Below are 21,533 nucleotides of genomic sequence, written 5' to 3' on the forward strand. Positions count from 1 at the left end.
TTAAGAATTGTTTTATAAAAAACAAATCATGCACAAATATGATTTTCTGTCAACTTAATTTAGATGCGTTTACCCTGGTATTGCTAGGTTTAAGCAGAAGTCATGCACGTTCCCAACTAGGGACTAGAGCCTATGCGGTCAAACCTTTTTATCGAGGCCAAAAAGTCACAGTAATTGGTGCAATTAGTCTCACGCAAGTAGTGGCATTAATGACCATTGACAACTCGATGGATAGCCAAGCATTTGAGGTATTTATCGATCAATGTTTAGTGCCACAATTGTGGTCGGGAGCAGTAGTAGTGATGGATAACTTACCAGCGCATAAAGTAGATTCAATTAAGACTATGATTGAAGCGGTGGGTGCTTCTATCTTGTGTTTGTCCCCATACTCTCCTGATTTTAATCCAATTGAATTATGGTGGTCGCAACTCAAATCTTTATTGCGACAGTTTTCACCAACCAGCACTAAAATGGTTGACAGGATAATTGCTGTGGCTCTTGACTTAATTAATCCGAAACATCTTAAAAACTGGTTTACTAATTGCTGCTACTGTACCTCATAACATCCGGAAGTGCTGTATCTGTATCACTACTTTTCATCCAAAGCTTCTATCCCCGACTATCCTTGTGGCACTCCAGACATTCCATTCTTTAGAGAGCGCTGAGAGTAAATTGCTGCTAACTTATCTTGAGGCTTTCTTTCGCAAATCTTATTGAACAATTTTTGCGTCTAAGTAAAATTTTTCTCGAAATAAAGCTCCAGACATTTTTGAAATTCAGCAGCAGTTGCCTGTTTTAGTTGAATGCTTTGTTCTGTTTCTGCATCATACAGAATATTCCAGGTTTATGAATTATACCCCGCTCTCACGGGGTTTATTTACAGTTCTCGCATCTTAACTGATTCTGTCGCTCGAAACCCGGTTTATCCGTACTAAATGTACATAAAATATGCTGTAAAATATTTAACAAGTAGGTTGTGCCGACGGAAAATATTGCAACTTTTTTTTACACAATTTATATTATGTGCGCTTACTTCCGGCTGTTAAAAAAGGTTTAATTAAGAATAAAATATTGGATCGCTGCCCCTGAAATTAGCCACAAAATTAAGCTACAGCGGATTCCAGGTTTATAAAGTACACCCCAGAAACCGGGTTTCTTCTGGATTTCTCGCCAGAAACCGGTTTTATTCAAGAAACCCGGTTTCTCTGTACTTCACTTACCTGGAAAGTGCTGTATATTATAGCAGATTTCAGGAAAGTGATATTTGCTATGGCTGACTCTATTGCTCGTCGCTTGGAACAATACACGGTAAAACGATCGCACGAAGTTTTAATCGTCAAGGCCGAAATAGACGGCGAATTCGATGAAATTGCTATTTTTAAAGGCTTTTCTAGCTCCCTGACGCGATCGACCGCGAGCGATCCAGAGGTTCCTGTTTTGCCGGAGGAAGCAAAAATTGTCAGTATCGATCGCGTGGAGAGCCCCTACAATCCAAATAACCCCCGCTATCTTCAGCAGGGGTTATCTTGGGAAACAATGCAATCTCTATTGTCCGAGGCGGGAGTTTAGCTCTCGCATTAGGGACACAACGCCAGAAAAACAGCAGGGACACAACAATGTTGTGTCCCTACTACAAAAGCACTATGTCCTTACCATTAGAGCTAGAGCGTGCCGCCGGCAGCTTGGAAACGAGCTCTCGCGCGCTTGATTGCTTGCTTGGCTTGAATTTGCTCTTGCAAAGTGCCGGTAGTAGCCTTTTGCAAACGAGCTTCTGCTTCGGTGTAAGCAGTACGAGCAGCTTCTTTATCAATGGTTTCGCCTTTTTCAGCGCCGTTGACAAGAATAGTAACTTTGTTTTCTTGGATTTCTGCAAAGCCACCCATCAGAGCAATAGACACCCATTCCTTGCCGGGACGGACGCGCATCACTCCGGTATCCAAAGCTGTCAACATGGGAGCGTGACCGCTCAAGATACCCAGTTGGCCTGTGGTGCTCGGCAGAATTACTTCTTCAGCATTAGAATCCCAAACAGTTTTGTCTGGGGCCACTACGCGCACAGTTAATGTCATAAATTGTCAGTTGTCGGTTGTCAGTTGTCAGTTGTCAGTTGTCAGTTGTCAGTTGTCAGTTATCAGTTGTCAGTTGTCAGTTGTCAGTTGTCAGTTGTTACCAATAACCAATAACTAATAACAAATAACTAATAACTACTGACTCATGACTCATGACTACTGACTACTGACTCATGACTAAAATTACTTGGCGTCAGCTTTCATTTTTTCAGCTTTGGCGATCGCCTCGTTGATATCGCCCACCAAATAGAAAGCTTGTTCCGGTAATTCATCAAGTTCGCCAGCCAAAATCATCTGGAAGCCCTTAATGGTGTCTGCCAGCTTGACGTACTTGCCGGGGGAACCGGTGAACACTTCAGCCACAAAGAACGGTTGAGACAAGAAGCGTTCAATTTTGCGAGCGCGAGAAACTGTCAAGCGGTCATCTTCCGACAGCTCGTCCAAGCCCAAAATTGCAATAATGTCTTGCAATTCCTTATAGCGTTGCAGAGTAGACTGCACCTGACGAGCAACACCATAGTGTTCTTCGCCGACAACGCTAACTTGCAACATCGTAGACGTAGAATCCAGCGGGTCAACCGCAGGATAAATCCCCTTCGCAGCCAAACCGCGAGACAACACAGTTGTAGCGTCCAAGTGAGCAAAAGTCGTAGCCGGTGCGGGGTCAGTCAAGTCATCCGCAGGTACGTACACAGCTTGAACCGAAGTAATCGAACCTTCGGTAGTCGAGGTAATCCGTTCTTGCAAGTCGCCCATGTCTGTACCGAGAGTCGGCTGATATCCCACAGCCGAAGGCATCCGACCCAACAGAGCCGATACCTCAGAACCCGCTTGCACGAACCGGAAGATATTGTCAATGAACAGCAGCACGTCTTGCTTGCTGACATCACGGAAGTATTCGGCCATCGCCAGAGCCGACAGGCCCACGCGCATCCGAGCACCAGGCGGCTCGTTCATTTGACCGTAAACCAGAGCAATTTTTGACTTGCTGCGGTCTTCTTCGTCAATAACCCCCGACTCGATCATTTCTTTGTAGAGGTCATTGCCTTCGCGGGTGCGCTCGCCCACACCACCGAACACGGACACGCCGCCGTGAGCCTTGGCGATGTTGTTCACGAGTTCCATCATAATCACGGTTTTGCCGACGCCTGCGCCGCCGAACAAACCGATTTTGCCGCCGCGACGGTAGGGGGCCAGCAGGTCAATCACCTTGATCCCTGTTTCAAACACCGAAGGCTTGGTTTCCAGTTCGGTAAAAGCCGGCGGGTTGCGGTGGATGGGCATACTTTCGGAAGTATTGACCGGGCCTAGGTTGTCTACGGGTTGACCGATGACGTTAAAAATCCGGCCGAGAGTTGGGATGCCGACTGGAACTTGGATTGCTTCCCCGGTATCTACTACTTCCATGCCACGCACCAAGCCGTCGGTGGTACTCATGGAAACTGCACGCACTTGGCTGTCTCCGAGCAGTTGTTGAACTTCGCAGGTAACGGCAACGTCTTGACCTGCTTCGTTTTTGCCGGAAATCGTGAGAGCGTTATAGATTTGGGGCAGTTTGCCGCCTGGGAATTTTACGTCTACAACCGGCCCAATGATTTGGGTGATGTAGCCTACGTTCGTTTTTTCTGCGGTGGATACCATGAATAGTGCCTTTGTTAGGATGCTATTTTTCCCGTTATGGAAAAAGTCTTAACATTTAGAAATGCTATTCCTCAGATTACCACTGAACAGACGCACTATTTAGATTTGTATGGGTCTGGTTAAGAGTCATTTTTATGGTTACTGCCCTCGCTTTTTTTTCCTGCGAGCCGCAGCCAAAGCCCCGATCCCCAGGATAGTCCCGAATACTGTGACTGGTTCGGGGACTGGTTCGGGGGCTGGTTCTGGGACTGGTTGGGGGACTGGTTGGGGGACTGGTTGGGGGGCTAACTCAGCGGACACGGTGAATTCGTTGAAGTCTAGCTTGGTTCCTGGTTCGGCATCGTCGAAGGAGATTTTTGTGCCATTAGCCAGTTCGGCCATTGTGAGGGATGAAAATTGCTCTGGGCCTTTACCGCCGTTGATGTTTGCAAAGGAGCCGCTGGAGTTGGGGTCGAGGCTAAATTTACCAAACACAGCAAGCTGACATCCCGCCACCAGACATTCATCTCTTCGGAACTGGGTGCCAGCGGCCCGCCATTGGGAGCTGTTCATGAAGGTGCTTGACGAGACGTATTGCTCGAAAGGTCTGCCGGTGCCGGTGTCGCTCCACAGCAGCAGGGCATAAATTTGATCCTTCAAAAATCTGAAGTTTTGGGTGATGGAGCCGTTTTCGGAGGTGACTGCGTTCCCGAAGGTTCCTTTCCAGTTGTTGGCAGAGCCGTTATCTGAGGGTTTAGTCTCGTAAAACAGTCTGGCGATGTTTGTGTAGCCATTGTTTTCTGGCTCAGCAGCCAAAGCTGCTACCCACAAGCTGGACTGGTAAGAGTTGTGAGATTCTAGGAATGTGAACTCTACATTGGTATCTCGATCGAACTGGATGCCGTCGGTGCCAAACATGAAAGCTCGGACGGGCAGGCAGATGCTGAGCAACATTGTGGTTGCCAAGCTGGCGACTGTAAAAGATGTTTTTTTGACTAGCGTTAAGGTAGTCATAACCCTGATTCCTCCTGTATTGTTAGGTAGTTAGGCCCAAAATGCCCTAAATGCCATGTTGCCGTGACGCGAATAGACGATCGCGAGCCTGCGATATTTAGGACGATCGTCAAACCTGAAGAAGAGGCTCCACACCAGTGAATATACATACATATCTCACTTAAGGGTGTTTTGCAGTAAATGAGTGCTTCTTCTAAGAGTTTTCACTGACACTAGATTGGCACAGTTTAATCTGTAACAGCAAGATTTTCATCCGGCCTAGACTTCCAAGCTACTACATTTACTTGGTTTCGGTAACTGTCTAAAGTTGAGTGCAAGACTTGCCTATATTGGCTTTCATCAAAAATACATAAAAATTTTAGTCGAGCTTTATGAAGTTTTGGTAAAGTTCATCCCTAAAATATAAAGTTTTTGAGAGAAAGTCGGCTGTTCGGTTAGTTGCTCCTGAAAGCGGGCTGCAAGCTGCTCGCCCGATGCAGAAAGAAGCGGGAGCGCCGGCGAGTAGGGATTTGAGCGAGTTTTTTGCTACTTTAAGCAAGATGTATAACAGGCGAGCGATACTTACGTAGTTTTGACTAAAATCGCGAGTTTTTTAAACCCCTAAACCTCGCGTTATGTGCCATATTTTCCGCCACAGTCCCGAACAAATTAACCCGGTTGTTTAAGGTAATTGTGGTAAGGAAGCAGTGAAAGTCAAAAAAAGAAACCAAGTTTGATTTACCTCGCATGATTCCTAGTAAAAAAAAATATGTAAATCATACTAAGGATCGAGAATTAAATAACTTACAATTTTAATTGTTATGGTGGGATGGGCGTCCCGCCCATTCTTTTTGGACGGGCGGGACGCCCATCCCACTTTCAAGAGTGGAAGTTATTTAATTCTCATTCCTAATTGAAAACATACAGCATATTCCATGTATATGTGGTACACATAATCTGATGGCAAGCATCGGTGCGGATACACCAGTCAATCTGTAAGTTACAGCGGATTCCAGGTTGATAAAGTACACCCCAGAAACCGGGTTTCTTCTGGATTTCTCGCCAGAAACCGGTTTTATTCAAGAAACCCGGTTTCTCTGTACTTCACTTACCTGGAAAGTGCTGTATATCCAAGATATCGTAGCTCCGCACCCGGAGGATTAACAGCACGCAATTAAGGTTTCTACTGTACTTCATAAACGACCGAATAGGCTGTAGATTTCCTTTTTTAGTCCTAATTATTCGACCGCCCAAAATAGGATGCTCCTATTGACATGAGATTTTTTTAGGAGTAAAAATAGGAGAAATAAATACGATCGCACTTTAAGCACCATCTTTAAACACAATGACACCCAACAAACTACATTTCCTCGGATGGTTATTCATTGTTAGCTGGCTGAGTGCTGCGGCGGGTTCGGCCAAGGCGCAACCCATCGCCCCCGCACCAGATGGCACTAACACAGTTGTTACTCCCAACGGCAACCGCTACGACATTTCCGGGGGGTCTTTCAGCGGAGATGGGGCTAATCTTTTTCACAGTTTTACTCAGTTTGGCCTCAGCGAGGCTGAAACGGCTAACTTTTTGACCAATCCCAATATTCAAAATATTTTGGGAAGGATTACTGGGGGTAATCCTTCTTTAATAAATGGCTTAATTCAAGTTACGGGCGGGAATTCCAATTTATTTTTGATGAATCCTGCTGGCATGATTTTCGGGCCGAATGCCATTCTCAACGTGCCTGGATCTTTTAATGCTACTACGGCGACAGGGATTGGTTTTGGGGAAAATCAGTGGTTTAGTGCGATCGGCAATAACAATTGGGCAACATTAATCGGGACACCGAATAGTTTTGCGTTTACAAATTTGCCAGGGGGAAGCATAATTAATGCAGGCAATCTGACGGTGACACCAGGTCAAAGTTTAAGTTTGATCGGCGGTACGGTTGTCAATACTGGTCAGGTAAATGCGCCTAGCGGCAATATTATCATCAGCGCCGTACCGGGTAACAATTTGGTGCGGATTAGTCAAGCTGGAAATTTATTGAGCTTGGATATTCAGCCGACAGCAAATCACACTTCGCTGCCAAACAATTGGACGCAGCCAGTATTATCTTTGCCGGAGTTGCTGACTGGACAAGGTGTGGCACAGGCGACGGGTTTGACGGTAAATCCCAATGGGGAAGTTGTGTTAACGGGGAATGCTGCTGTGCCGGTAACTGCGGGAACTGCGATCGCATCCGGCACTCTCAATGTCTCTGGCAACACTGGCGGTACTGTAAATATTTTAGGCGACAAAGTAGGTGTTATTGCAGGCAATATCGATGCTTCTGGGATTAACGGCGGCGGTAATGTACTGATTGGCGGAGATTATCAGGGTTTGGGGACTGTGCCCAATGCTTCGCGGACTTTTGTTAGCAGCGATTCGACGATTAATGCTGATGCTGTTAGTAATGGGAATGGCGGGCGAGTTATAGTTTGGGCTGATGAAAATACTCGCTTTAATGGCAATATTACGGCCAGAGGTGGCTTGGTTTCTGGGAATGGGGGCTTTGCGGAAGTGTCTGGAAAGCAATGGCTGGATTTTCAAGGATTAGTTGATTTGCGATCGACCTTTGGGATTGCTGGTACCTTATTGTTAGATCCTACTAATATTACTATTGTCGAAGGTCCGAATAATGTTCCTGCGGGGCCAGGATTTGTTGACTCCGGCCCTCCTTCTGTGATTAATAATGGGAGGCTGCAAGCACAGCTAAATTTGGGAAATGTTACTATTTCTACGGCGTCAGGTAATACGGAGCAAGGCAATATTAACGTTGACGCACCGATCGCTTGGACTAATAATAATTCGCTGACTCTGAATGCGAATAATAATATTAATCTTAATAAGACCACTATCACCACTCAGGGAGGCACTATTACTCTGAATGCTGATAGCGATAATCTAAACGGTGGTGCTCTCAGTATCGTAGGTTCCACGATCGCTACTAATGGTGGTAATTTCCTGGGTAAGGGTCAGGGGACTCTTGTGTTCGGGCCGGGAATCAATGTCCAGAACAGCAAAATTAATGCCGGAAGTGGAAAAATTGACCTGAATGGTACGGGAAGAAAATCGACAGGGGGAAACAATGTCGGTATTTCTATTTCGGGTGCTACCACATTACAAACTACTGACAGCGGCAATATTACTTTCAACGGTACTGGCGGCAACGGGACAGATGGTAATCAAGGGATATCTATTGACGGCAGTACAGTGCGGGCCGGGGGAAGTGTCAGCCTGACTGGAACAGGTGCGGGGACAGGAATCGAAAATACAGGCGTTAATCTCAACAACGCTACAGTGGAGTCAACGGCGGAGAATGGGACTGTGACTCTGATCGGTGTTGGCGGTAATGGGACTCGTGACAATCGAGGGATATTCGTTGAGAACGCTACAGTGAAAGCGCTTTCTGGAAATGTCAGTCTGACGGGTACAGGTGGTGGGACTGGGTCTTCCAACCACGGTATAGAGATATTAAATGATGCTACAATCCAAACCGCAGGCTTGGGAAAGGTGACGTTGACGGGGACGAGCAGTGCAGGCATCAGCACTACAGTCGCGAGCGGTAATTCCGGGATCAGGCTCTTCGAGGGCACGGTAAAATCGGAGAATGGAGATATTGTTTTAACCGGTACGAGTTTAGGGACTGGATTGAACACCTACGGGATTGATATGCCCCCGATTCTTACTACCATGGCACCGAGCACAATACAAGCTACGGGAACGGGTAATATTAGTCTCACGGGAAAGGCTAACAACTCCGATAATTCCATTAGACTCACCCCAGGTGTGATTGAGGCGACTTTAGGCGGCAATGTCACTTTGACGGGCGATGACATTTCATTGTCATCAATAACTCAAATTAAAGGTACTGGGATTATCCAGTTGCAGCCGCTTACTCCCAGTTTAGATATTACTGTGGGTGGTAATACTGCGGACGATCGTTTGAATCTCAGCAGTGCTGAACTCGCGCCTCCGGTTTTAAATGGGTTTTCCCAAATGATTATCGGGCGCACGGATGGGACGGGGAATATCGCAATTGACCCTGCTGGTGTTACTTTTAATTTCCCCGTCACAATGCAAGCTGGCACAATTGCAGTCGATGGAAACATTACAGGTGTAAACAACGCTTCAATTACTTTTAATGCTCTAACGACTAACTTAAACAAAAATATTCTCACCATTGTCACCAACGAACAGAAGATTGACTTTGGTGGCAAAGTCTCTCTCGCTACGGGTTCTAATGTCACCCTCGATACTGGGTTAAATAATGCCGGTGACATTAATTTTGGGGGAACGGTTGACGGCGATGGCAACCTAGTTTTGACTACGGGAACAGGCGTGATTAATGTCAACGGGCCCATTGGAAATACAGTACCTTTAGGTTCCCTGAAAACAATCAATTCTTTGGATGTTAAGAGTCCGATCGATTTTTCGATTGAAACTACAGGCAATATTACCGTTGGTAGTATGAGAAGTCCCGGAGGGGCGATCGCCCTTACCAGCACTAATGGCAATATTGATACGACAGCAGGGGCAATTGATACCACATCCACTACCGGAAATGGTGGCCCGATCGCACTCAGTGCTAACAATATTACTGCTAGTAATCTTAACTCTAGTTCCACTGCTGGCAATGGCGGCAAAATCACCCTCACAGGCCAAACAGGCGACGTTGTTGCAGTTTCAGGAGTAATTAATTCTAGCTCTACTTCCGGTGCGGCCGGAGATATCGCGATCGCCACTCCCAATCAAGTCGAGATAAATAGCATTGATGCTAATGGATTGCCCGGTACTGGATCATTAGGAAATGTCACCGTCACCAGTGCTGGCACAACTACATTTAATGCTGTCAAAGCTACCAGTTTCACCACCAATGCTGGCGGCACAACTCAAGTCAAGGGAAATGTTACTACAACTGGCGCTCAAACCTATGGAGATGCAGTGACAATTGCCAACAATCCCATTCTCGCAGGCAGCGAAATTACTTTCAATAATACTGTAGACGGCAGCAGTGATTTGACTGTGAAGGCGGTTAGCGGTGATCTTACATTCAATGGTGCGATCGGCGAAACAACTCCTCTCACAAGTTTAACTGCCAACAGCAAGATATCTTTAGGTGGCAATGTCACTACAACTGGCGCTCAAACTTATGGAGATGCAGTTACAATTGCCAATAATCCGATTCTCTCCGGCAGCCAAATTACTTTCAATACAACTGTTGACGGTAGCAGCGATTTAACTGTGAATGGCGGTACTGGTAATGTTACCTTCAATGGTGCAGTTGGTGCTGTAACTCCGATCGGCAATTTAACAGCTAACTCTACAGGCACAACCGCATTTAATCAAACAGTGAATGCCGCGAGTTTGACTGCAGATGCTGGCGGCACAACTCAAGTCAAGGGAAATGTTACTACAACTGGTGCTCAAACTTATGGAGATGCAGTTACAATTGCCAACAATCCGATTATTTCAGGTGACAGCATTACTTTCAATAATACTGTTGATGGTACCAGCAATTTGACTGTGAAGGCGACTAGCGGTAATCTTACCTTCAAAAGTGCGATCGGCGAAACAACTCCTCTCACAAGTTTAACTGCCAACAGCAAGATATCTTTAGGCGGGAATGTCACTACAACCGGCACTCAAACTTATGCAGATGCTGTGACGGTTGCCAATAATCCGATTCTCGCAGGCAGCGACATTAGTTTCAATAATACAGTTGACGTGGCTGGCAATCTCGGTATTGCTGCGGACAATGTTAATCTTAAAGGAACTGTAACAACCACCAATGACGGCACGCTCACAATTACCAATAAGGTGAATCTCAATATTGAGAAAAACCTGAACTTGGACGGTGAATTTATTCAAAATGGCGGTGGAACAGTTGCGGCTAGCGGAAATATTACAACAACTAATGATAACATTAGTTTTAGCGCTCCGGTGACATTAAACGCTCCTGTAACTTTTACACTGGGGGATGCAACTATTGATTTCGGTTCGAGTTTGTCAGCAGGTAGTAACCCGCTGACTTTAAGGGCAGGTGAAATTGATTTTTCGGGGAATGTTTCGGGTACGGGCGTGCTAACGCTGCAACCAGCAACAGCCGGACAAAATATTGTTGTTGGCGGAACAGATAACAATACTAGCGCTTTAGATTTGACTGCTGCGGAACTTAATTTGATTCAAAATGGATTTAGCTCGATCGCGATCGGGCGATCGGATAGCAGTGCAAATGTTAGTATTTCCTCTAATCTTACATTTTTAGATCCAGTAAATATTCAAACGGGAACGGGTACGATCGCACTTGATGGCACTCTTACCGGCAATGACAACAGCAGCATTGCTCTCAAGGCTGCCACAATTAATTTGAATGATGGCATCAATACCAATAAAAATCCGATCGATCTCAACGGCACTGTCACACTCGGCAACGATATTAATCTCACTACCGGCGGCGGAGATATTAAGATAATTGGTGCGATAGACGGTAATCATTTGTTGAACTTAGATGCCGCTACAGGCAATGTGTTAGTGCAAGGAAATATCGGAGAAACAACGCCATTATCTGTTTTGAAGGCTACTGCCTCAAATGCAGAATTTATTGGAAACGTTAACAGCAATTCTGGCTTTAATATTACGGGATTAAATACTAAATTAGGCGGTAATATTACCACTAATAACGGCAACCTTAATATTAGCAATGCTGTGGTTTTGACAAAGGATGCGGTATTTAGTACGGCAGGGGGAAATATTGCTTTGGGTGCGATCGACAGTGACAGCATTAATGCCCGCAACTTAACTCTAGCCTCCGGTAGCGGCAGCATAACTTTCAACGGTGCGGTGGGTGCCACCAGCAAGTTAGGAAATCTTGCGATCGAAAATGCTGGCAATGTGACAGGAAACTCGACAATTAACGCGCAACAATTGACAGCACTAAACACAGAAAAAGTCAATTTATTGGGAGATGTCACCGCCGCCAAAGTCGATATTACTGCCAAGGGTGATCTAACCGTTAAAAATATTACTGCTAATGGCGGAGAAATTCTATTTACAACTGGTAACAATTTCACCGCAGGCAATTTGAATACATCGGCAAACAGTGGTGGCAACATAACTGTTAAGGCGATAACTTCAATTACAACCGGACAAATTAACTCTAGCGGTATAGTCGGAAATGCCGGCAATGTGTTCTTAGATCCGATCGGCGATATTCAAGTAGAGTTTATCAATGCCGAAGGCGGTACAGGCGGCACCGGTGGCGATGTCACAGCAATAACAGGCAATTATTTCCGCGCTACGGGTACTTTTTCCACCCCACTGTCGCCGACGGGATTTGCTAGCATTTCTACTGCTGGCGGCACAGGTAGCGGAAATATCGCAATTACACACGCTGGGGGAGATAGAGGGACGCCGATTCAACCGTTTGTGGTAGGGGATGCTGCTAGCAACGGTACGGCGGGTGCAATTACCACGGGACAATCTACCATTACATCGCAGTCGTTTCCGCGTTCTAGTAGTGTTGGTAATATTGTATTTTCCACTGATGACGCGATCGACCCGCCGCCAACACCAACTCCCACTCCGGTAGAAACTCCGACTCCGACTCCGAGTGAAACTCCCACTCCGGTAGTAACTCCAACTCCGACTCCGAGTGAAACTCCCACTCCGGTAGAAACTCCGACTCCGACTCCGAGTGAAACTCCAACTCCGGTAGTAACTCCAACTCCGACTGCAATTGTCACTCCAACTCCGGTAGTAACTCCAACTCCGACTGCAATTGTCACTCCAACTCCGGTAGTAACTCCCACTCCGACTGCAATTGTCACTCCAACTCCGGTAGTAACTCCCACTCCGACTGCAAGTGTGACTCCAACTCCGGTAGTAACTCCCACTCCGACTGCAGTTGTCACTCCCACTCCGACTGCAGTTGTCACTCCCACTCCGCTAGTAACTCCAACTCCGACTGCAGTTGTCACTCCAACTCCGGTAGTAACTCCAACTCCGACTGCAGTTGTCACTCCCACTCCGCTAATAACTCCAACTCCGACTGCAGTTGTCACTCCCACTCCGCTAATAACTCCAACTCCCACTCCGGTAGTAACTTCAACTCCGACTGCAGTTTTCACTCCCACTCCGCTAATAACTCCAACTCCCACTCCAAGTGTCACCCTAACTCCCACTCCAAGTGTCACTCCCGCTTCGATCGATCCTACGGAAATACAAGTGCCCACACCTGTGACAGCGCCAAACTCGCCCACAGCCGCCGATACACCCACACCCGAACCGTCAACCTCCGATGAACAAGACTTTAAACGCCCCGAAAGTCGATCGCTAGACAATCTCGGTGTTGCTGCTGCCGATCATCGAATTTTAACCATCGATCAAAGTATCATCAGTCAATTACCCGCTGGCATCGTAGCCTCTTCACTCGCATCCCAACAAGCACCAACAGTTAACCCTACTTCTAATTTAGTTCTGGGATATGTTCCGTCTCCCGATCGACTTTTTGAAGGTAACGACATACAGAAAACAGTCTGGGGAATCGAAGAAATGAGGAATCAAGAATTTGCAGAATACCTGGGGGTAGAAGCCAACATCCTAGAGGAAAAAACCTTGATTTCGACATCCCAACAAACTTTACAAAATATCGAACAGCAAACCGGCAAGCGGTCTGGTATTATCTACATGGTCTCGCGAGAAGATCAATTGGAACTAATTTTAGTTCCTCCCGCCGGGTGGCCGATTCACTACAGCGTCCCCGAAGCCAACAAAGCAGCTCTTTTCCCCACCGTCCAGGAGTTTCGCGCTGAAATCACCAATCCCGCAAAACGCGATACTAGCACTTATCTAGCCGCCGCTCAGCAACTATATAAATGGGCGATCGCACCCCTAGAAAAAGACCTACAAAACTTAGGAATTCAAACTTTATTACTGTCAGTCGATCCCGGATTGCGGAGCCTGCCCTTTGCCGCTTTGCACGACGGTAAAGGCTTCTTGATTGAAAAATACAGTTTTAGCCTAATTCCGAGTTTTAGTTCGACTAATACCGATTATAAAGCTGTTAGAGACGCCACAGTGCTAGCAATGGGAAGGTCAGAATTTGTTGACCAACAGCCCTTGCCCAGTGTGCCGATCGAATTGCAGGCGATTTCGGCTCAGTGGCAGGGCCCATCTTTCCTCAATTCTGCTTTCACTTTAGATAATCTCACGTCGGAACACGCCAAGGGAGGATTTCGGATCGTTCATCTAGCAACTCACGCTGAATTCAAACCGGGAAAAGCGAGCAATTCCTACATTCAAATGTGGAATTCCAAATTGCAGCTCGATCGCATAGAGAGTTTGAATTGGCGCAATCCGCAGGTAGACTTGTTAGTATTAAGTGCTTGTAGAACTGCTATGGGCGATCGGGAAGCAGAGTTAGGTTTTGGAGGTTTAGCAGTAAAATCCGGCGCCAAATCTGCTTTAGGGAGTTTGTGGTATGTTGACGATGGAGGCACCTTGGCGCTGATGAGCGAATTTTACCACCAGTTGCGAGGAACCACAACTAAGGCAGAAGCTTTGCAACTGGCTCAACAAGCAATAATGTCCGGTAAAGTGCGGCTGGAAAACGGACAGCTAGTAACAACAGGCGGCCAGTTAAATTTACCTGCTAATTTACAACAACCAAACCAAAATTTTTCTCATCCTTATTATTGGAGTAGTTTCACCATGATCGGAAGCCCTTGGTAAGCTGCCATCTTTATTTTTCAGTCTCCGCTTCTGAAGGACGAAAGTTTCTACTAGGGGCAATGCCCGCTTTGGGTGGTTGGGGCGGTTCGCCCCTGGCTGCCCCAATTTCAAGCGCCGATCCAGGGGGTTTGGAACTCTATTTCTGTTTCATCACCACCAAATTAATATCATCAAAACCTTCTGATCGCCAATATACTGCCACACATCATCTATCACAGATTACCTAATGGCAATAGCAGGTAAGTAGACTTACCTGCTAATTTACAACAAGAAAAACAATAGTTTTCCCCTCTTTATTGCTGGAGTATTTTCACGGTGGGAATTTTTTTATAATTCCCATGTTTTAGTAGCAAATCTGTTCCTTCAACAATCATCTCTAACCCGCAGATGCTCTATCTAGGGTTGGTTTGTCTCGGATTTGGTGCCGCAGTTCCGTAATTGACTCGACAGCCGATATTGAACAGACTCGAACTGCACTCAAGAGGGACAATCTGCTGATCGAGGAGGGCGCTGCAACTGACATACTCGTCATTATTAGTATCTCTTACCATACATTCGATCGGATTAGCACCCGATCGCGCCGACCAACTCTTCATACCTACGACTGCAATCATATGCTGCCAGTAGAAAGCAAATAGCAAAACTCCCAAAAGTACAGCAACGGCTAATCCTGCTTTCAACTTCCAACTATTTAGGACATTTCCCACACTGTTTTTCAAGTTTTCCACCCCAGAAATTGAGCTTTCGGTAGTTGTTTCTGGAGTTGGCAAGTTTGTTTGTGCTTGTTCTGCTGGAATTTCCGACATAATGTATCTCCTATGATTGCTGGGATTTGGCTAAGCTGGCAGTTGCCATCGCTATTGCAAACTTTATCAAATTTTAGCAAAACTCGCCTGTACCGACAACAGATTTGGGCCGCACCGCTGGGGAAGTATGTATATTCACCAAGGGCGATCGGGATTTCTCTGCCTTTTGAGGTATTGCCCAATTCGCGAGGGGCTATTTTGCATCTAGGGCAATAGAATTGTTGGGGATTTTCTTTGAAAACGGCCCAAGTGAATGAGCTTTTTTTACGAACCGCAGAGGGCGCAGAGGGCGCAGAGAAAGAGCAAAGAGAGAGATATATTGACTTTTACCAATCATTTATGGTTTGGATAGCAGTTCTAATAACTCAGATTCCGAAAGTAGTTTGATTCCTAAAGATTGAGCTTTTTCCAACTTAGAACCCGCATCTTCTCCCACAACCACATAATCAGTTTTAGCACTCACAGAACTTGTGACTTTACCTCCTGCTTTTTGAATCAAATCTTTAGCTTCATCTCGTTTCAAATTGGGCAAAGTTCCGGTCAGCACAAAAGTTTTGCCTGCAAGTTGTAAATTTGTGCTGGCTAAATTGGGATTTTTTACTTCTGACTGCAATTGTAAGCCTGCAGTTTTCAACCGTGCAATTAAACTTTGATTTGCCGGCACTCGAAACCACTGATAAACAGCTTGAGCAATTTCCGGGCCGATGCCGTAAACGCCCTCAATCGAGGCCGCCGATACTCCTGCTAACTCTTCTACATTTGCAAACCTTTCTGTCAGCAATTGAGCATTCACGCTGCCGACGTGGCGGATGCCCAAGCCGTAAAGTACGCGCGAATAAGGTTGATTTTTTGATTGGGCGATCGCACTTACCAACTTTTCTGCTAACTTCTTACCCATGCGTTCCAAACTCATCAATCTTTCCGCAGTCAAATCGTACAAATCCGCCGCAGAATGCACGAGATTGCTATCAACCATTTGCTGCACCAACTTTTCGCCAACACCGTTAATATCCAGAGCATCCCGGCTGCAAAAATGAATCAGCGAACCCCTCAAAATTGCCGGACAAGATGTATTGATGCAGCGAGTAACTGCCTCCCCCTTTTCCCGAACCACAGGCTGTTCGCATTCGGGACAGCAACTAGGCATTTGGAAAAGTTGAGCATTTTGGGGCCGAAGTTCCGGCAAAACTCGCACAACTTCTGGTATAATTTCCCCAGCTTTTCTGACAATCACAGTATCGCCAATATGGAGATTTAGGTCGGAAAGTCGATCGCTATTGTGGAGAGAAGCCCGCGAAACCGTCGTTCCCGCCAACTGCACCGGTTTTAGTTCCGCTACAGGCGTCAGAGCCCCGGTTCTCCCTACTTGCACTGTGACAGCTTCTACTATTGTAGGCACTTCTGCCGCGGGATACTTCAGGGCGATCGCCCAACGCGGAAACCTCTGAGTAAAACCCAATTGTTTTTGCAGCAAAACCGAATTAATCTTAACAACAACCCCATCAGTCATGTAAGGCAAATTCCGCCGTTCAGTATCCCAATATTCGTAATACTCCCGAACCTCATCCAAAGAATAGCAAATTTTGCGATTGGGATTCACCTTAAACCCCATTCGTCGCAACAATTCCAACGAATCCCACTGCGTGTTACCCTCGTTACCTTGATCTAAATGCAGAGTATAAGCAAAGAAATCCAACCGTCGCTTATCCACAATTTTAGAATCCAACTGCCGCAGCGTACCCGCCGCAGCATTGCGAGGATTAGCAAACAATTGTTCCCCTGCTTTTTCCCGTTCCCGATTAATTTCCTCAAACACAGCTAAAGACAAAAAAGCTTCTCCCCGCACTTCCACAACAGGCGGCGGATTATCTAAATTGAGCTTTAAAGGAATCGAGCGAATAGTCTTGACATTTTGAGTGATTTCCTCTCCGGCAATGCCGTCTCCCCGCGTTGCACCGCGAACTAAAATTCCATTTTCATAGGTTAACGCTAAAGCAGAACCGTCAATTTTTAATTCGCAAACATAGGAAACCCCCCCCAACCCCCCCTTGCTAAGGGGGGGAGTAATTTCCCTGTTTTCCTGATTGCGAATGGAAGATGCTATTCCCTCTTGTCCCCCCCCTTGATAAGGGGGGGTTAGGGGGGGTACATTTCCCTCTTGTCCCCCCCCTTGATAGGGGGGGGTTAGGGGGGGTGCATTTCCTTCTTGAACGGGGGTTAGGGAAGGTGCTACCCTTTGCCAGCGTTCCTGCCATTTAGCAAATTCCTCAAAATTAAAAGCATTTTCCAAACTGTAGAGAGGAATATTGTGTTTGACGCTAAAAAATTGAGTAGCAGGCTGTTCTCCCACGCGCTGAGTCGGACTTTCCGCAGTAATTAATTCAGGATAATCTGATTCTAATTCTTGCAACTGGCGATAAAGTCGATCGTACACTTCATCTGGCATAATCGGCGCATCGAGAACATAATAAGCATAGCTAGCTTCCTGTAGCTGCTGCCTCAACTGTTGAATTTGCTGCTGAATCTCTGCTGCCATATCGATTTAAGGTTTTAGATTTTAGATGTTAAATTTTTGATTATAACTTTCCATTTTAGCTCAAAAAAAAGGATCGAGCAACCTCTCTGCTGCCAGACAGATTTTAGATTTGAGATGAGCAATGTCAATTTGAGCTAAAAACCAAGATATAGCAACTAGAAAATCAAAACTTATCCTAATTGTCACCCTGTCCAAAAACGGATATACTTTCCGACCAAAGTTGCCAGTCGGCCAAAACTTTCGACTCTTGTTCAACCTTCCAGATTCATCTATGAAGTAAATTTCAAATCCTTCGACTGATTGAACGCCGAACGTTGCGCCAAACCTGTCAGGCCACATTCTCAATTTTAAAATCCACTGATTCGCCTTTATAGCTGCCGAATTATGGGCGTAAATCATTACAAATTTAAGTCGGGAAACTCCGTAAATTTCTTGTTTTCCCCGGACATTGAAGGTTGAAGATTATCACCATCTTTTTCGATGTTCAAGTTGCTATTGGCGCGGTATTTGGTAAATTCTTGAGCGTTTGGCTTTGTGAAAGCGAGCGGTTCAGCGTGTTCTACCTGAAATACATTGGCGTAGAGGTTGGCAATAATTTGTTTGCCTCCTTGGGTTAATTCCAAGTAGTTCAAAGCTGCTGGAATGTAGGGAAAAACTCCATTCCAATAAAACTTGGCGTAATTTTGTCGCAAATCTCCCGGAGATTTGTAGCCCAAGATTTTATTAGTGCCGACTTCCTCAAATTCGTAGAACAAGGCACTTATTTTTCGCAGGTAATTTGGATCGCTCAACTGACCGATCAAATCGGCGGCCCTAGCGAGTCCAGAATAATTATTTCGGTCTTGATGAGTTTCGCTAGCAGGAACTGGGAAGCGCGTCAATTCAATATTGCGCTTGATTTGTTCGGCATCAATTAATGTGTGGCCGCCGAAGCGTTCGTCAATTACGAGTTTGCCTCGATCGACATGATAAGGAGTTAAACTGGCAGAAGTTGCCCCGATCGGCACAGAAACCATGCCCCCGTCAATACCCGTAGCATATAGTCCCACAGCTTCTTGGTCTTGGCGGCAAACACCTTTGACGTAGCCGATATCGTGACACAGCAGCGAGATTAGGTAGTGCAGCCAATCTTCCGGCGACACTCCGCCTTCGCGAATATGCTTGCCCCGGAGAATCTCTTGTCCCACCAAAGCCACGAGCATTGTGTGTTCCACATTGTGGTAGAGAGCATCGCAGTTAGCGATATTTTCCAGAGCCATAGTCCCTGCCCAGGCGATAATTTCAGGGTAGTCAGGCTTGTACTTGCCGTAGGTGCGACGGTAGCCGGCCTGCAACTCTTGCACAAAAGCGTCAATCAGGATAGCAGTTGCATTGAACATCATAAATTCTCTCACTCAGGCTGTAGTTACAAACTCGATCGAAAATATCTTGGCCTTGCTGAAAAAATAATTAATGGGCATTCCAGTAGGTTTGACCCCTCGGCGTTGAATTTTAAATTTCAGCTAGTCTTGTCAGGTCAGAAAATTGCTCTTTTGGCTATGCTTCCCAAGATAACCTAATTTCGGAAGCATCCGAAGCAACAGATCGATTTTTTGGTATTAAATGTTAGTGAAACAATTTACATCGTTTCACTGACTAATTATTAGAAGTCCTAGGTTTGAAACTTATGAACTGTCTGTTTCGGAGTCTCTCCACTGCTGCCCTGGGTACTCGGCGCTCGATCGCCCAAAAATACCTAGGATTGTGTGCATTCACTGCTGTTTGCACCGCCGCACCGGCAATGGGTGCCGAGCGAATTTACGTAACTTACGGGCCACTAGAAGAATCAGTTCCCATTGAATCCCTGGCACTTTTCGCCAAAGAAGGCAAAATAGACTCAAACTTGGACGGCTTCGCTCAGTACGTCAAAGCATCTCAGCTAGCTGAGATTCGCAGCGCCCTGCAAGCGAAGGCTGAAATCAGCCACGTGACGATCGCCCAATTTCTCTACACGCCTCAAGGAGAAGTGCTGCTGAAACGCTTGGGCCGAGTAATTCAAACCAAAGCTCGGCAGCCCGGATTTTATGCCATCCGAGCCGCCCTGATTTTAGCAGCCTCAGATCCAGAAGGCCTGACAATTCTCAACGTGCTGCGGAAATTCCCCACCTATGGCATCAGGATTGACATCGCCCGCGCCTTGGGTATCGCCAACGAGCTGACATCGCTGATCAACCGTTCCAATCAGACGATCGCCGGAGTCGCCCAGTTGTCGGAAGCACAAGCAGCCTTAGAACCCACCATACCGCCCGCCCAAATGCAGCAGCCCCAGCTACCTGGCCCCTATACTTGGAAAAAATCATCGGTAACTCTGACGAGTCCAAATCGCAATCGCACATTTGATATGGACATTTACCTACCACAGGGCAGCCCCCAACCGGCCCCAGTAGTAGTAATTTCCCACGGTTTAGGTTCCGATCGCATTTCCTTTCAATATTTAGCCAAACACCTAGCCTCCTACGGCTTTGCCGTCGCTGTCCCCGAACACCCCGGCAGCAACGCCCAACAAATCCAAGACTTAGTAACAGGCAGAGCCAATCAAGTAGCAGAACCAGCAGAATTTGTCAACCGCCCCCTCGACATCAAAGACCTGCTCGATTATTTAACCAAACTTTCTACAACCGATCCGGCCTACCAAGGGCAGTTCGACTTGCAGCGAGTCGGCGTCATCGGCCAGTCTTTCGGTGGCTATACGGCTTTAGCATTAGCCGGGGCAGGGATTAATTTTGCACAGCTAGACAAAGATTGCGGACTCGAGAACGATAGTTGGAACCTCTCCCTACTGTTGCAGTGCCGCGCCCGCGGCCTAGAGCGCAACCAGTACAATTTCGGCGACCCGCGCATCAAAGCTGCGATCGCCGTTAACCCGATCGCCAGCAGCATTCTCGGAGAAACAAACCTCAGCAAAATCCAAATCCCCGTCATGCTAATCGCAGGCAGCGCCGATACAGTCGCCCCCGCTTTGCTCGAACAAATTCAACCGTTCACATGGCTGACATCGCCCAACAAATATCTCGTACTGATGAACAACGGGACTCACTTCTCAACGATCGAGGAATCCCCTCAAAGCCTCTTTCTGCCACCACCACAGGCGATCGGGCCCGAACCAGCTTTAGCCCGCCGCTACCTCAGCGGACTCAGCCTAGCGTTCATGGAAAGCTATTTGAACAATAAATCCAATTTCCGCCCGTATTTGGAGCCATCCTACGCTTTAAGCATCTCCAGAGACACTCTCGGACTGAGAATTTTGCGATCGCTCACCCCCCAGCAACTCCTGCAGTTCAGGATTTCTCCACCTCCTCGCATCCCTGCCTCTCCACCTGCGATCGCTCCTGTTCCTTTACCTTCTCCACCTCCCATAGATCCTGTTCGTTAGGGTTGAGGTGCGCCGCGCGTGAACGCTGTCATCTCTTTTCGTGCGGGGGCGATGGGCCATCTCTTTCCTCTCATCAGCTTTCCTAATCACACTCATCAGTTTAACTGTCGTCAAACCCCTTTACAAACCTTAACGATAGGCGTAATAATATAAACATCATCCGAACATTGACAACCAAATACAGCAATCATAAAACCATGACAACAACCTTACAGCAGCGCGAAAGCGCCAACGTCTGGGAACGCTTCTGCGAGTGGGTCACAAGCACCGACAACCGCATTTATGTAGGTTGGTTCGGAGTCTTGATGATTCCTACCTTGCTCAGCGC

The 21,533-nt window shown here is 46.6% G+C and carries 11 protein-coding genes and 1 pseudogene; 6 read left to right on the plus strand and 6 right to left on the minus strand.

Annotation, left to right across the window (positions count from 1 at the left end):
• Positions 1-38: 38 nt before the first annotated feature.
• Both QUA88_RS26820 and QUA88_RS26825 read left to right on the plus strand, forming a co-directional pair.
• Positions 39-563: a transposase gene (locus QUA88_RS26820; RefSeq protein WP_333274776.1), complete on the plus strand. Its 525-nt coding sequence runs from the start codon at positions 39-41 to the stop codon at positions 561-563.
• 706 nt (positions 564-1,269) lie between these two features.
• A complete protein-coding gene (locus QUA88_RS26825; protein WP_333058305.1) occupies positions 1,270-1,569 on the plus strand; it encodes a DUF7734 family protein in 300 nt (99 codons plus the stop codon).
• A gap of 92 nt (positions 1,570-1,661) precedes the next feature.
• Here QUA88_RS26825 and atpC read toward each other — a convergent pair whose 3' ends face one another.
• The 3 genes from atpC to QUA88_RS26840 form a co-directional block, all read right to left on the minus strand.
• On the minus strand, positions 1,662-2,069 hold the full coding sequence (atpC, locus tag QUA88_RS26830) for an ATP synthase F1 subunit epsilon (RefSeq protein ID WP_333058306.1): 408 nt from the start codon (positions 2,067-2,069) through the stop codon (positions 1,662-1,664).
• Positions 2,070-2,252: 183 nt separating this feature from the next.
• The gene (gene atpD / locus QUA88_RS26835; protein WP_006635884.1) at positions 2,253-3,710 is read right to left on the minus strand and encodes a F0F1 ATP synthase subunit beta; all 1,458 of its coding nucleotides are present in this window, start codon (positions 3,708-3,710) and stop codon (positions 2,253-2,255) included.
• A 138-nt stretch (positions 3,711-3,848) separates the two neighbouring features.
• Positions 3,849-4,703 (minus strand): PEP-CTERM sorting domain-containing protein, encoded by an 855-nt coding sequence (locus QUA88_RS26840; protein WP_333058307.1) that lies wholly within the window; start codon positions 4,701-4,703, stop codon positions 3,849-3,851.
• A gap of 1,324 nt (positions 4,704-6,027) precedes the next feature.
• Here QUA88_RS26840 and QUA88_RS26845 point away from each other — a divergent pair.
• The gene (locus tag QUA88_RS26845; RefSeq protein WP_333274779.1) at positions 6,028-14,451 is read left to right on the plus strand and encodes a CHAT domain-containing protein; all 8,424 of its coding nucleotides are present in this window, start codon (positions 6,028-6,030) and stop codon (positions 14,449-14,451) included.
• 392 nt (positions 14,452-14,843) lie between these two features.
• Here QUA88_RS26845 and QUA88_RS26850 read toward each other — a convergent pair whose 3' ends face one another.
• A complete protein-coding gene (locus QUA88_RS26850; protein ID WP_333058311.1) occupies positions 14,844-15,257 on the minus strand; it encodes a hypothetical protein in 414 nt (137 codons plus the stop codon).
• Positions 15,258-15,269: 12 nt separating this feature from the next.
• Here QUA88_RS26850 and QUA88_RS26855 point away from each other — a divergent pair, with 12 nt between their 5' ends.
• Positions 15,270-15,473, plus strand: a complete 204-nt coding sequence (locus QUA88_RS26855; protein ID WP_333058312.1) for a hypothetical protein — start codon at positions 15,270-15,272, stop codon at positions 15,471-15,473.
• Between the two features lie 121 nt (positions 15,474-15,594).
• Here QUA88_RS26855 and ligA read toward each other — a convergent pair whose 3' ends face one another.
• The gene (gene ligA, locus QUA88_RS26860) at positions 15,595-17,793 is read right to left on the minus strand and encodes an NAD-dependent DNA ligase LigA (RefSeq protein WP_333274783.1); all 2,199 of its coding nucleotides are present in this window, start codon (positions 17,791-17,793) and stop codon (positions 15,595-15,597) included.
• A gap of 398 nt (positions 17,794-18,191) precedes the next feature.
• Positions 18,192-19,172, minus strand: a complete 981-nt coding sequence (locus QUA88_RS26865; RefSeq protein WP_333058314.1) for an Npun_R2479 family HD domain-containing metalloprotein — start codon at positions 19,170-19,172, stop codon at positions 18,192-18,194.
• 287 nt (positions 19,173-19,459) lie between these two features.
• Here QUA88_RS26865 and QUA88_RS26870 point away from each other — a divergent pair, with 287 nt between their 5' ends.
• A complete protein-coding gene (locus QUA88_RS26870) occupies positions 19,460-21,205 on the plus strand; it encodes an alpha/beta hydrolase (protein ID WP_333058315.1) in 1,746 nt (581 codons plus the stop codon).
• 197 nt (positions 21,206-21,402) lie between these two features.
• Positions 21,403-21,533 (plus strand): annotated as a pseudogene (locus QUA88_RS26875) (photosystem II q(b) protein); the annotation flags it as partial.

Source organism: Microcoleus sp. D3_18_C2, from assembly GCF_036702395.1.
Taxonomy (GTDB): Bacteria; Cyanobacteriota; Cyanobacteriia; order Cyanobacteriales; family Microcoleaceae; genus Microcoleus.

Excerpts from the sequence above, each read along its gene's own strand:
- QUA88_RS26820 (WP_333274776.1), top strand. The coding sequence starts at position 39 with ATGATTTTCTGTCAACTTAATTTAGATGCGTTTACCCTGGTATTGCTA.
- QUA88_RS26825 (WP_333058305.1), top strand. The coding sequence starts at position 1,270 with ATGGCTGACTCTATTGCTCGTCGCTTGGAACAATACACGGTAAAACGA.
- atpC (WP_333058306.1), bottom strand. The coding sequence starts at position 2,069 with ATGACATTAACTGTGCGCGTAGTGGCCCCAGACAAAACTGTTTGGGAT.
- atpD (WP_006635884.1), bottom strand. The coding sequence starts at position 3,710 with ATGGTATCCACCGCAGAAAAAACGAACGTAGGCTACATCACCCAAATC.
- QUA88_RS26840 (WP_333058307.1), bottom strand. The coding sequence starts at position 4,703 with ATGACTACCTTAACGCTAGTCAAAAAAACATCTTTTACAGTCGCCAGC.
- QUA88_RS26845 (WP_333274779.1), top strand. The coding sequence starts at position 6,028 with ATGACACCCAACAAACTACATTTCCTCGGATGGTTATTCATTGTTAGC.
- QUA88_RS26850 (WP_333058311.1), bottom strand. The coding sequence starts at position 15,257 with ATGTCGGAAATTCCAGCAGAACAAGCACAAACAAACTTGCCAACTCCA.
- QUA88_RS26855 (WP_333058312.1), top strand. The coding sequence starts at position 15,270 with ATGATTGCTGGGATTTGGCTAAGCTGGCAGTTGCCATCGCTATTGCAA.
- ligA (WP_333274783.1), bottom strand. The coding sequence starts at position 17,793 with ATGGCAGCAGAGATTCAGCAGCAAATTCAACAGTTGAGGCAGCAGCTA.
- QUA88_RS26865 (WP_333058314.1), bottom strand. The coding sequence starts at position 19,172 with ATGTTCAATGCAACTGCTATCCTGATTGACGCTTTTGTGCAAGAGTTG.
- QUA88_RS26870 (WP_333058315.1), top strand. The coding sequence starts at position 19,460 with ATGAACTGTCTGTTTCGGAGTCTCTCCACTGCTGCCCTGGGTACTCGG.